General features: G+C 70.0%; 1 protein-coding gene (running past one end of the window). It reads right to left on the bottom strand.

Annotation, left to right across the window (positions count from 1 at the left end; all coding sequences use genetic code 11):
* On the bottom strand, nt 1-14900 hold the 5' portion of the coding sequence (locus K3769_RS40315) for a non-ribosomal peptide synthase/polyketide synthase (protein WP_267031170.1). Its footprint begins 7768 nt before the window's first position; only the first 14900 of its 22668 coding nucleotides appear in the window; the start codon lies at nt 14898-14900; the stop codon falls past the left edge of the window.

Genomic DNA, 14900 nt, shown 5'->3' with positions numbered 1-14900 from the left:
GCGATCAGATAGCGCGCCAACCGACCAGCCTCAGCCTCCACCTCCGCATACGTCAAACTGTGTGCGCCCGACTCAAGGGCCGGCGCGTCCGGCGACCGCCGCACCTGCTCCGCAAGCAACTCAGGCAACGTCCCGGAAGGCACCCGCGGGGACACGTCCTGCCAGTCCCGCGTCAGACGCTCCCGCCGTTCCGAGTCCAGCAACCCTATTCGCCCCAAAGGCAGCTCCGGGTCAGCAGCGAACTGCTCCAACACCCGCACCAGCGCGGCCAACACCTCATCGGCCCGCGCCCGGTCGAACAGGTCCGGACGATGATCCAGCTGCAACTCCATCCGCTCACCCGGCGCGACGATCAACCCCAGCGGATAGTGACTGGCATCCCGCGTCCGGCCACCCGGCCGAATGACGAGAGCGTCGGGGTCATCCGGCCTCGCCTCGGCGGACTGCGGATAGTTCTCGTAGACGACAAGCGTGTCGAACTCCGCGCCCGGCCCGGCGACCTGCTTGATCTCCGCCAGCCCGAGGTGCTGGTGACCCATCACGCCGAGCTGGCGGCGCTGCAGTCGGTCCAGCAGTTCGAGTACGGATTCCCCGCCATCCATCTGGACCCGCACCGGCAGGGTGTTGATGAACAACCCGATCAACGACTCCGCACCCGGCAGATCCGCCGGCCGCCCCGCCACCGTCGTCCCGAACACCACATCCCGGCGCCCCGACAAACGGGCCAGCACCAGAGCCCACGCACCCTGCACCACCGTCGCCATCGTTACGCCGCCTCGGCGGGCCACGTCGTTCAGCGCCCGCGTCAGCTCGGCCCCGCACTCGACACGCACCGCCTCGGGCCGCATCGGCAACCGGGCCGGATCCATCGGAGCAACCAGCGTCGGCTCCTCCGCCCCGGCCAGTTCCTCCCGCCACGCGGCCCGCGCGGCCTCCCGGTCCTGACGGCCGAGCCACGACAGGTAATCCCGGTACGACCGCACCGCAGGCAACGCCTGGGTGCCTCCGCCCGCCCGGTACACCGTCTGCAGCTCGTTCAGCAGGATCGGCAACGACCATCCGTCGAGCACGATGTGATGGGACGTCAGCACCAGTCGATGGCGCCGTTCGCCCAGACGGAGCAGCAGTACCCGCAGCAGTGGAGCCCGCCCGAGTTCAAAGCCGGCCGCCAACTCTTCCCCGGACAACCGGGCCGCCTCAGCCTCCGCTTCAGCCTCCGGCAGACCGCTCACATCGAACTCGCGCCACGGCAGTTCCACCTGCCGCGCGACGACCTGGACCGCCTCACCCGACGCCAGTCGGTGGAATCCCGCACGCAAGATCGCATGCCGCCCCACCACCAGATCCCACGAGGCGCGTAGCCGACCGACATCCATGGGCCCGTCCAGGGCAAGCGCGCGCTGACCGGCATACACATCCGCCCCGCCGTCGTCATCGAACGACGAGTGGAAGAGCAGCCCTGCCTGGAGTGGGGACAGCGGCCACACATCCTCCAGACCGGGCACCGCCGACTCCAGCTCCTCCACACCCTCCTGAGACAGGGAGGCCATGGGGAAGTCGGAGGGGGAATGGCCGCCGGCCCCGTCGCGGACCTGCGCCGTAAGCGCTGACAGTGCCTCCGCCCAAGCCTCCAGCAGCGCGCGTGCCCGGTCGGCCGCCATCAACCGTTCCGGCCAGGCCAGCACCAGTTCCAGTACTGGGCCGTCTGCCACCTCGCGTACCGATGCGAGCAGTTCCACCGCATGCATCACCGGAGTGTCGGGCATACCTCCCGCCCGGAAGCCCTCGCCCGTCCCTACGCGCCCGAGGTAGTTGAAGCCGACCTGCGCGGAGGGCAGCCCCGCCAACTCGGCGGTGGTCTCCGGATTAACGTGCCGCAACAGGCCGTAGCCGAGGCCGTCCCCGGGCACCGCCCGCATCTGCTCCTTCGCCCCCAGCACCGACACACCACCGTCAGCGCCGACGCTCGCGCTGAGCCGTACGGGATGCGAGGACGTGAACCAGCCAACCGTGCGCGACAGATCGGGGATACCTGACAGCGGCTCACGCCCATGCCCCTCGACATCCACCAAGAATCCGGCAGACCCGGCCCGCTCGCCGACCGCCCCGGCCAGCCCGGCCAGCAGCACCTCGTCCACGCCGGCATGGAATGCTGACGGCACTGCCCCCAGCAGCGCCGCAGTCACCGCCACCGGGACGGTCACCGCCACCTCACGGACCGTCGCACCCCGATCCACCAGCGGATCCAGCGGAACATCCGTCAGCAACTCCTGCGGACCGTCCACCACCGCACGCCACACCGGCAATTCGGCCACCCGCTCGGGCCGAACCGCCTCCACCGCCAGTTCACGCGCCCACGCACGGAACGACACCGGTACCGGATCCAACTCCGCGGGACGTCCCTCAGCCAACGCCTTGCACGCCTGCTCCAGGTCGGGCAGCAGCACCTGCCAGGAAACGGTGTCCACGACCAGGTGGTTGGCCACCACGACGAGGCGGCCCGGCACATCCGGCCCCGCGTCCAGCCACACCACCTGCACCATCACCCCGGCAGCAGGATCCAACCGCGCCACCGCCGCAACGATCTGCTCCGCCACCGCAGCAGCCGGATCAGCCCCGATCACATCCACCCGAGCCGCCAGCCCGGACACATCCACCGCATCCGCTTCCGGTACCACCAACACGCCGGAATCCGACATTAACCGGGCTCGCAGGACATCATGACGGTTCACCACCGTGTGCAGAGCGGCGACAAGCACGTCAAGGTCCAGCCCCGCCGGCGCCTCCATGACCACCGGCTGGACGATCTGCCGTACAGCCTCCGGGCCTACTCGGTCGAGCAGTTCGCGCATCACCGGGGTCAGCGGCACCTCACCGACACCCGTGTCCATGACCTTGGTGGTCGCTTCCCCCGTCCCGGCCGCGACCAGTGCCAGCCGTTCCGGGGTCTTCTCCTCGAAGATCTGCCTCGGGGTCACCACCCAGCCGGCGCGGCGAGCCCGCGAGGCGAGCTGCATCGACAGGATCGAATCGCCGCCCAGCGCGAAGAAGCTGTCCCCGACTCCGACCTCCTCCAGCCCCAGCACCTCGGCGAACAGGGCACAGAACGCCTCCTCGGCGGGCGTCGTCGCGGTCCGGCCGGCGCTCGGCACAGCCTCCGGCACCGGCAGCGCCGCCCGGTCGATCTTCCCGTTGACGGTCAACGGGAACGCGTCGAGGACAACGACCACCGACGGAACCATGTACTCCGGCAGCCGGGTGGCCGCGAACGTCCGCACGTCCTCGCCGTCCACGTCACCGACGACGTATCCGACCAGCCGACCGTCACGGGCCACCACAGCGGCCCGCTCGACCTGCGGATGACCAGCGAGGACGGTCTCGACCTCACCGAGCTCCACCCGGAACCCACGGATCTTCACCTGCGCGTCCGCACGTCCCACGAACTCCAACTGCCCGTCCGCCGTCCACCGCGCCAGATCCCCACTGCGGTACATCCGCCCGCCCTCACCGAACGGGCACGCGACGAACCGTTCCGCCGTCAGATCCGCACGACCGACATACCCGCGAGCCAACCCCGAACCCGCGATATACAACTCCCCCGCCACACCCACCGGAACAGGCCGCAAAAACCCATCCAGCACATACGTACGCGTGTTGGGCAACGCACGACCGATCACCGGCGGCGCGTCATCACCCGCAATCCCCTCCTCCAACAGGACGGCAGTGGTGATGACGGTGGCTTCGGTGGGCCCGTACGTGTTCCACACCCGGGCACCCGCACGCCACTTCGCCGCGAGACCGGCCTCCAACCGCTCCGCGCCCAAAACCCAGTTCCCCACGCCCGCAACCGACGTCGGCTCCAGCACCCCCAGCAACGACGGCACCACACTCGCCACGGACACACCCGCCGCCCCGACCATCGCGGCGAGAGCCGAAGGATCCTGCCGCTCCTCCGCCGAAGCGATCGCCAACGCACCCCCCGCGGCCAGTGTCACCGCCACGTCCAACACCGCCGCATCGAAACTGAACGACGCGAACTGCAGAGCCGTCACACCAGGCTCCACACCGAGCACCGGTCGCATGGCCGAGGCCAAATTCGCCACGGAGGCATGCGTCACCGCCACACCCTTCGGACGCCCCGTCGACCCCGACGTATAGATGACATACGCCAGCTGTCCCGGAACCACGACGCAGTCCGGCCCCTCGCCGAAGCCGGTCTGCAACTCCGCGGGCAGAACCGTCTCCACCTCGGCCGGGAGCCGGTCCGCGGTCTCGTCCGCAACCAGCACCAACTCCGCGCCACTGTCAGCCACCATGAACAACAACCGGTCGGACGGATACTCCGGATCCAACGGGACGTACGCACCACCCGCCTTCCACACCGCCAACATCGCCACGACCATCTCGACCCCACGCGGCAGACACAAACCCACCCGCGACTCACGCCCCACACCACGCGCCACCAAACCGCGGGCGACAGCGTCCGAGCGCGCGTCCAACTCGGCGTACGACAGCGACTGCTCGCCGGACCGCCCGGCCGTCGCGTCCGGAGTTTCCACGACCCATCGTCGGAACCGGTCGAGGACCGTGCCGGGCTCCATCGGATGCGTGGTGGCGTTCCACTCCTCCACCACCGCGGCCCGCTCGGCCTCGTCCAGCAGCTCAAGCTCGGCAAGCCGGACCGCCGGGTCCGCCGCGAGCTGTTCCAACGCGCGCACCACGCGATCGATCAGGGTCCGCGCGGCGTCGCCGTCGAAGGCGTCCGGGCGATAGTCCAGCCGTAGCGTCAGCCCTTCCTCCGGCCGGACGCCCAGCGCCAGCGCGAAGCTCGTCGACTCGCGCGACGCGACACCTGAGATCGTCAGGCCCGGCACTGACGGCTGGGCCGCCGGGTCGCCCGGGTAGTTCTCGAAGGCCAGGAGGGTGTCGAAGGTCGCGCCGGGGCCGACGGCCCGCTGCACCTCGCTCAGCCCGACATGCTGGTGGTCAAGCAACGCCGACTGACGCGCCTGAAGCGCCCCCAGCACCTCCTCCACCGATTGAGCAGCCTCCAGATCGACGCGTACCGGCAGCGTGTTGATGAACAGACCGAGCATCGCCTCCATCCCCGCAAGTTCCGCCGGACGCCCGGCCACCGTCGCCCCGAACACCACCTCACGACGACCCGTCATCTGCCCCAGCACCAACGCCCACGCCAGCTGCACCACGGTGTTCAGCGTCACCCCGGCACCACGCGCAACCCGCTCCAGGCCCTCGACCAGCCCCTCCCGTGCCTCGACCGTCAACGATCGGGCCAACACGGCGTCCGTCCCGGTGACAGCGGGCGCGACGAGTGTCGGCTCCTCGATCGACAGCAACTCGGTCCGCCAGGCTTCCAGCGCCGCCGACGTGTCGCGCCCGGCCAACCACGTCCAGTACGGCCGGGTCGACACCGGCACACCGAGCCCTGCCGCACGGCCTCCGGCCGCATAAAGCGCCCACAACTCCCGCATCACCAACGGAAGCGACCAGCCGTCCAGCAACAGGTGATGGAGCGTCACCACCATCTGGTACCGGCGATCACCCACCCGCACCAGCGCGACCCGCAGCAGCGGCGGCGCCGCCAGATCGAACCGCGCCGACCGCTCCTCCACACCCACCCGATCCGCCGCGCCGTCACCCAGCCCTGACACATCGACCTCACGCCACGGCAGTTCGGCCCGGTCAACCACCACCTGCACCGGACCCGTAGCACCTCCGACCTGCACGAAACCAGCCCGCAACGCCGCATGCCGATCCACCAACACCTGCCACGACACCCGCAGCAGACCCCCGTCCACCTCACCATCGAGCGCCAGAACGAACTGCTCGACATAGACATCCACACCGTCTTGGTCAAACAGGGAGTGGAACAGCAGACCCTCCTGAAGCGGAGCGACGGGGAGGACGTCCGCCAGCCCCGGAACCGCCGCCTCGATCTCCTCCACCTCGGCCCGGTCCACCACCACCAGCGGGAAATCGGACGGCGAATACCCGCCCGCACCCGCCCGCACATCCGCGACCAGACCCGTCAGCGCATCAACCCACGCCTCCAGCAATTCCTGCGCCCGGTCGGCCCGCAACAACCGCTCCGGGTATGCCAACCGCAGCTCCAGCACCGGACCGTCCGCCGACTCCCGCACCAAACCCAGCAACTCCACCGCGTGCATCACGGGGGCATCGGGCGCGCCACCGGCCCCGAAGCCCTCGGCGGAACCCACGCGACCGAGGTAGTTGAAGCCGACCTGCGCCGGCGGCAGAACCGCCAGCTCGTCCATGGTCTCCGGGTTCAGCCAGCGGAGCAGCCCATAGCCGAGCCCGTCGCCGGGCACCGCCCGCACCTGCTCCTTCACTTCGAGCACCGACACACCACCATCGGCACCCGCACTCAGCCGGACGGGATGCGAGGACGTGAACCAGCCGACCGTGCGCGACAGATCGGGGATACCTGACAGCGGCTCGCGCCCATGCCCCTCGACATCCACCAACAGCCCGTCCAGACCGGCCCACTCGCCGACCGCCCCGGCCAGCCCGGCCAACAACACCTCATCCACCCCGGCATGGAACGCCGACGGCACCCCCGTCAACAGCGCTGCCGTCACCTCCACCGGAACGGTCACCGCCGCCTCGCGGATCGTCGCACCCACATCCACCAGCGGATCCAGCGGAACATCCGTCAGCAATTCCTGCGGACCGTCGACCACCGCACGCCACGCCAGCAGCTCTGTCACCCGCTCGGGCCGAACCGCCTCCGCCGCAAGCTCCCGCGCCCACGCACGGAACGACACCGGAACCGGTTCCAGCTCCGCCGACCGTCCCGCAACGCGAGCCGTCAGCGCCCGCCCAAGGTCCGGTAGCAGGATCTGCCACGAGACCGTGTCCACGACCAGGTGGTTGGCCACCACGACCAGTCGGCCCGGCACCTCCGGCCCGGCATCCAGCCACACCACCTGCACCATCACCCCGGCCGCGGGATCCAACCGCGCCACCGCCGCATCGATCTGCTCCGCCACCGCAGCAGCCGGATCAGCCCCGATCACATCCACCCGAGCCACCAGCCCGGACACGACCACCGCATCCGCTTCAGGCACCACCAACACGGCCGAATCCGCCATCAACCGCGCCCGCAGGACCTCATGGCGCTCCATCGTGGCTCGTACGGCGTCGACGAGCGCCTCGCGAGTCAGCCCCGGGGGCACCGTCAGCACACCCGGCTGAACGATCCGGCCGACCCGCTCCGGGCCGACCCGGTCCAGCAGTTCGCGCATCACCGGGGTCAGCGGCACCTCACCGACGCCGGTGTCCGAGCTCCGTGCGCTCCCCGTGCCGGACGGGGCCACGGCCAGCCGTGCCAACCGCTCGGGCGTCTTCTCCTCGAAGATCTGGCGGGGCGACACGGTCCAGCCCGCGGAACGGGCCCGGGACGCAAGGTGCATCGACATGATCGAGTCTCCGCCCAGCGCGAAGAAGCTGTCCCCGACTCCGACCTCCTCCAGCCCCAGCACCTTGGCGAACAGCGCGCAGAACAATTCCTCTGTCTCGGTCGACGGGGCACGCGTGTCGACGGCCGCGAGCTCGGGGGCAGGCAGGGCGTGCCGGTCGATCTTCCCGTTGACGGTCAAAGGGAACGCGTCGAGGACCACGACCACCGACGGAACCATGTACTCCGGCAGCCGACCAGCGGCCACCTCCCGCAGCGCCTCACCCTCCACGTCACCGACGACGTATCCGACCAGCCGACCGTCACGGGCCACCACAGCGGCCCGCTCGACCTGCGGATGACCAGCGAGGACGGTCTCGACCTCACCGAGCTCCACCCGGAACCCGCGGATCTTCACCTGCGCGTCCGAACGTCCCATGAACTCCAACGCCCCGTCGGCGGTCCAGCGCGCCAGGTCCCCCGTCCGGTACATCCGCCCGCCGTCATCGAAGGGGCAGGCCACGAACCCCTCGGCCGTCAGGTCGGGCCGGTTGATGTAACCGCGGGCCAGGCCGGATCCGGCAACGTAGAGGTCACCTGTTACGCCGTCGGGGACGGGGCGTAGGAACGCGTCCAGGACGTAGGTGCGGACGTTGGGCAGCGGGCAGCCGATGGCCGGCGGGGCGTCCTCGCCGGTGATGTCTTCCTCCAGCAGGACGGCTGTGGTGATGACGGTGGCTTCGGTGGGCCCGTACGTGTTCCACACCCGGGCACCCGCACGCCACTTCGCCGCAAGACCGGCCTCCAACCGCTCCGCGCCCAAAACCCAGTTCCCCACGCCCGCAACCGACGTCGGCTCCAACACCCCCAACAACGACGGCACCACACTCGCCACGGACACACCCGCCGCCCCGACCATCGCGGCGAGAACCGAAGGATCCTGCCGCTCCCCCGCCGAAGCGATCGCCAACGCACCCCCCGCCGCCAGCGTCACCGCCACATCCAACACCGCCGCATCAAAACTGAACGACGCGAACTGCAGAGCCGTCACACCAGGCTCCACACCAAGCACCGGTCGCATGGCCGACGCCAAATTCGCCACGGAGGCATGCGTCACCGCCACACCCTTCGGACGCCCCGTCGACCCCGACGTATAGATGACATACGCCAGCTGTCCCGGAACCACGACGCAGCCCGGCCCCTCACCGAAGCCGGTCTGCAACTCCGCGAGCAGAACCGTCTCCACCTCGGCCGGGAGCCGGTCCGCGGTCTCGTCCGCAACCAGCACCAACTCCGCACCACTGTCAGCCACCATGAACAACAACCGGTCGGACGGATACTCCGGATCCAACGGGACGTACGCCCCACCCGCCTTCCACACCGCCAACATCGCCACGACCATCTCGACCCCACGCGGCAGACACAAACCCACCCGCGACTCACGCCCCACACCACGGGAGACCAGCCCCCGCGCCAGCACATCCGAGCGCACATCCACCTCGCGGTACGACAGCTCCTGATGCTGGCACCACAACGCCACCGCCCCCGGCGTCCGCACCGCCCACCCACGGAACCGCTCCAGCACCGTGCCGGGCTCCATCGGATGCGTGGTGGCGTTCCACTCCTCCACCACCGCGGCCCGCTCGGCCTCGTCCAACAACTCGATCTCGGCGAGACGGAGTTGCGGATCGGTCGCGATCTGCTCCAACACCCGGACCAGGCGACGGGCCATCCGCAGAGCGTTGCGGCGCCTGAACACGTCAGTCCGGTAGTCGAGACGGATCGCGAGGCCGTCGTCCGGGGTGACCCCGAGCGCAAGCGCGAAGTTGGTCGACTCGCGGAGCTCGGTGGCCGTGACGGTGAGGGCGTCGTCGAGGGGCTGGGCGTCCAGGTCGCCCGGGTAGTTCTCGAAGGCCAGGAGGGTGTCGAAGGTCGCGCCGGGGCCGGCGGCCCGCTGCACCTCGCTCAGCCCGACATGCTGGTGGTCGAGCAGTGCCGACTGACGCGCCTGAAGCGCCCCCAGCACCTCCTCCACCGATTGAGCAGCCTCCAGATCGACGCGTACCGGCAGCGTGTTGATGAACAGACCGAGCATCGCCTCCATCCCCGGAAGTTCCGCCGGCCGCCCGGCCACCGTCGCCCCGAACACCACCTCACGACGACCCGTTATCTGCCCAAGCACCAACGCCCACGCCAGCTGCACCACGGTGTTCAGCGTCACCCCGACACCACGCGCAACCCGCTCCAAGTCGTGTACGAGTTCGACGCTCGCGTGGTCTGTCACCCGGTCCAGGACGACGGACGCCGTCGCACTCGGCTCGGTGGACACGACGAGCGTCGGCTCTTCGACCGGCGCCAACTCGGTCCGCCAGGCTTCCAGCGCCGCCGACGTGTCGCGACCGGCCAACCACGTCCAGTACGGCCGGGCCGACACCGGCACACCGAGCCCTGCCGCACGGCCTCCGGCCGCATAAAGCGCCCACAACTCCCGCATCACCAACGGAAGCGACCAGCCGTCGAGGAGCAGGTGGTGGAGGGTCACGACCATCTGGTGTCTACGGTCACTCACGTGCACCAGCGCCACCCGCAGCAGCGGCGGCGCCGCCAGATCGAACCGCGCCGACCGCTCCTCCACACCCAACCGATCCGCCGCGCCGTCACCCAGCCCTGACACATCGACCTCACGCCACGGCAGTTCGGCCCGGTCAACCACCACCTGCACCGGACCCGTAGCACCTCCGACCTGCACGAAACCAGCCCGCAACGCCGCATGCCGATCCACCAACACCTGCCACGATGCCCGCAGCCGGCCCCCGTCCACCTCACCATCGAGCGCCAGCACCAGCTGTTCGACGTAGACATCCACACCGTCTTCGTCGAAGAGCGAGTGAAACAACAAGCCCTCCTGAAGTGGAGCGATCGGCAGTACCTCCGCCAGCCCCGGAACCGCCGCCTCGATCTGCTCCACACCGGCCCGGTCCAACACCACCAGCGGGAAATCGGACGGCGAATACCCGCCCGCACCCGCCCGCACATCCGCGACCAGACCCGTCAGCGCATCAACCCACGCCTCCAACAGTCCTCGCGCCCGACCGACGCCCAACAACCGCAGTGGGAAAGCCAACCGCAGCTCCAGCACCGGACCGTCCGCCGACTCCCGCACCAAACCCAGCAACTCCAGGGCATGCATCACCGGTGCCTGCGGCGCGCTCCCCGCCCCAAAGCCGTCGCCGGTCCCCACGCGCCCCAGATAGTTGAAGCCGACCTGCGCCGACGGCAGTCCCGCCAACTCCCCAGCGGTCTCCGGATTGACGTACCGCAGCAACCCGTAGCCGAGGCCGTCCCCGGGCACCGCCCGCACCTGCTCCTTGGCCCCGAGCACCGACACACCGCCGTCAGCGCCGACGCTCGCGCTGAGTCGCACCGGATGCGTGGACGTGAACCAGCCCACTGTGCGCGACAGATCCATCCCGTCGGACAACGGCAACCGGCCGTGCCGCTCGACATCCACCAGGAACCGGCCGTCCACACCGGCCCACTCACCGACCGTCCTCCCGGCCAGTCCAGCCAGCAGCACCTCATCCACGCCGGCATGGAACGCCGACGGCACCTCCGCCAGCAGCGCTGCCGTCACCTCCACCGGGACGGTCACCGCCACCTCGCGGACCGTCGCACCCCTATCCATCAGCGGATCCAGCGGAACATCCGTCAGCAACTCCTGCGGACCGTCCACCATCGCACGCCACACCGACAACTCGGCCACCCGCTCGGACCGACCCGCCTCCGCCGCCAACTCCCGCGCCCACGCACGGAACGACACCGGAACCGGATCCAACTCCACCGACCGTCCTTCGGTGAGTGCCTCGTACGCGGACCACAGATCCGGCAGGAGCACCTGCCAGGACACCGCGTCCACGACCAGGTGGTTGGCCACCACGACGAGTCGGCCCGGCACATCCGGCCCCGCGTCCAGCCACACCACCTGCACCATCACCCCGGCCGCGGGATCCAACCGCCCCACCGCCGCCTCGACCTGCTCCGCCACCGCAGCAGCCGGATCAGCCCCGATCACACCCACCCGAGCCACCAGCCCGGACACGACCACCGCATCCGCTCCGGGCACCACCAACACGGCCGAATCCGCCATCAACCGCGCCCGCAGGACCTCATGGCGCTCCGTGAGGGCCGCCATCGCGTCCCGCAACGCCGCCTCGTCCAGTCCCGCCGGCGCCTCGACCGCCATCGACTGCACGACGGCGCGAACGCCATCGGCACCGACCCGGTCCAGCACCTCGTGCATCACCGGCGTCAGCGGTACCTCGCCGAAGGCGGAGTCAGCCGGGTGCGCGCCGTCCGGCGCGCCGTCGACTCGCGTCGCCACAGCGGCCAACTGCGCCGGTGTCCGCAGCTCGTGCACCTGGCGGGCGCCGACCACCAGACCCTCGCGGCGGGACCGCGCCACCAGCAGCATCGCTGTGATGGAGTCGCCGCCCAGCGCGAAGAAGCTGTCCCCGACTCCGACCTCCTCCAGCCCCAGCACCTCGGCGAACAGCGCGCAGAACGCCTCCTCGGCGGGCGTCGTCGCGGTCCGGCCGGCGCTCGGCACAGCCTCCGGCACCGGCAGCGCCGCCCGGTCGATCTTCCCGTTGACGGTCAACGGGAACGCGTCGAGGACAACGACCACCGACGGAACCATGTACTCCGGCAGCCGGGTGGCCGCGAACGTCCGCACGTCCTCGCCGTCCACGTCACCGACGACGTATCCGACCAGCCGACCGTCACGGGCCACCACAGCGGCCCGCTCGACCTGCGGATGACCAGCGAGGACGGTCTCGACCTCACCGAGCTCCACCCGGAACCCACGGATCTTCACCTGCGCGTCCGCACGTCCCACGAACTCCAACTGCCCGTCCGCCGTCCACCGCGCCAGATCCCCACTGCGGTACATCCGCCCGCCCTCACCGAACGGGCACGCGACGAACCGTTCCGCCGTCAGATCCGCACGACCGACATACCCGCGAGCCAACCCCGAACCCGCGATATACAACTCCCCCGCCACACCCACCGGAACAGGCCGCAAAAACCCATCCAGCACATACGTACGCGTGTTGGGCAACGCACGACCGATCACCGGCGGCCCGTCATCACCCGCAATCCCCTCCTCCAACAGCACGGCAGTGGTGATGACGGTGGCCTCCGTGGGCCCGTACGTGTTCCACACCCGGGCACCCGCACGCCACTTCGCCGCAAGACCAGCCTCCAACCGCTCCGCGCCCAAAACCCAGTTCCCCACCCCCGCAACCGACGTCGGCTCCAGCACCCCCAACAACGACGGCACCACACTCGCCACGGACACACCCGCCGCCCCGACCATCGCGGCGAGAACCGAAGGATCCTGCCGCTCCTCCGCCGAAGCGATCGCCAACGCACCCCCCGCCGCCAGCGTCACCGCCACATCCAACACCGCCGCATCAAAACTGAACGACGCGAACTGCAGAGCCGTCACACCAGGCTCCACACCAAGCACCGGTCGCATGGCCGACGCCAAATTCGCCACGGAGGCATGCGTCACCGCCACACCCTTCGGACGCCCCGTCGACCCCGACGTATAAATGACGTACGCCAGCTGGTCAGAGGTGACTATCGGCAGCACCCCCGAGCCGCTCCCCAGCTCGCCCAGCAGCACCGAATTCGCATCCGCCGGCAGCCGGTCCGCGGTCTCCTCCGCGACCAGCACCAACTCCGCACCACTGTCGGCCACCATGAACGCCAACCGGTCGGACGGATACTCCGGATCCAACGGAATGTACGCCCCACCCGCCTTCCACACCGCCAGGACCGCGGTCACCATTTCGGTTCCGCGCGGCAGACACAGCCCCACCCGCGACTCACGCCCCACACCACGGGCAATCAACCCTCGTGCCAGCGCGTCCGACCGCGCATCCAACTCGCTGTAGGACAGCGCCTGTTGCCGGAACCACAAGGCACGCGCATCCGACGCCCGCACCGCCCACCCACGGAACCGCTCCACCACCGTCGACGCGTCCACCTCCCGCGCCGTACCGCTCCACCCGCTCGTCATCAGGGCACGTTCGTCGTCCCCCGCCACTCCGATCCGCCGCACCGGCGCCGTCGGGTCCTCGACCGCCCGCGTGATGAATCCGACCAGCGAGCGCTGAACCGCCCGCACCCAGGCCCGGTCGTACAGCGCCGCGTTCGCCTCCACGGTGATCTCGGTCCCGGAACCCGTCCGGTCGATCAGCACCCCGAAGTCCTCGACCAGTCGGGTCGACACGTCCCGTGCGACGCCCCGGCAGTCGCCGAAGGCCAACTCCCTCGTCCGCGGCAGGATGTTCAGGTAGGGACCGAAGTGCCAGAGGTCGCCCTCCGGCCAGCCCAGGTCCCGGCGCAGGTGCTCGCCCCGGTACCGCTGGTGCTGGAGCAGTTCACCGAGAGCCCCGTCGGCCGTCCGGGCGAGGTCGAGGAGGCTCGCCCCGGCCGGGACCGGGAACCGTAGAGGCAGCATGTTCGCCCGGGTGAGGCGGGTCCGCAGGTCCGCCTCACCCACGCGGCCGGTCACGGGCAGGCTGAGCAGCGCTTCGGCCGAACCCGTCATGCCACTCACGAAGGCGCCGGAAGCGGCGGCGAGCAGCCGGGACGTCCGCAGGCCGGCGCGGTCCGCCGCGGAGCGCAGCGCGTCCGTTGCGGCGGGTGCGAAGCTGCCCGTCTCGCGCAGCACCGCGCCGGACCCTGACCCGGACCCGGAGATGGCCCCGGGCCCGGACTCCTGGAGACGTCCGGAGATACCGGACAGGCGCGGAACCCCCGCCAATTCCGGCCGGTCCGAGAATCGGTCGCGCAGATAACGTCGGTCGTCGGCGAATTCGGTCGAGTTCCGGTACCTGGCCTCCTCGTCGAGTGCGTCGGCCAGGGAAACGAACTCGGCCTCCGGATATACCGCGCCGCCGACGAGGGCCGAATACACCTCGGCGACCCGGTGCGCCATCAGTGTGCACGCATATCCGTCGAGCAGCAGGTGGTTATAGGCCTGGAACCAGCAGTACCGATGGGAATCGAGACGGAAGAGCACGAACGCGAACAGTCGCTCTCCGCGCGGATCCTCCACGCCGGTGAGTTCGTCGCGCATCCGGGTTTCCAGCCACGCCCGCGGGTCGCCGCCGCCCTCGCCCGGCTCTTCGATGCGCAGCGACCATGGCCGGGCGGGGTGCGGTACGGCGCGTGCGCTGCCGTCCGTGTCCTCGGCGAATCGCACGCCCAGGATCTCGGTCTCCTCGACCGTCCGGCGCAGCGCGGTCTCGAAGACGGGCACGTCCAGCGCACCCGTGATCTCGACGGCCTGCCCGACGCTGTAGAGCGCGCGAGGGCCTCCCAGGCGCTGCGCGTGCCAGATTCCCTCCTGGCTGTCGGACAAGGAAAAGCTGCCACCGATTCGCTCGCCCAT

It is taken from the genome of Streptomyces ortus, from assembly GCF_026341275.1.
In the GTDB taxonomy this organism is placed as follows: domain Bacteria; phylum Actinomycetota; class Actinomycetes; order Streptomycetales; family Streptomycetaceae; genus Streptomyces; species Streptomyces ortus.
Note: the sequence above shows the minus strand (reverse complement) of the source record. Positions and strands in the feature narration are given on the sequence as shown.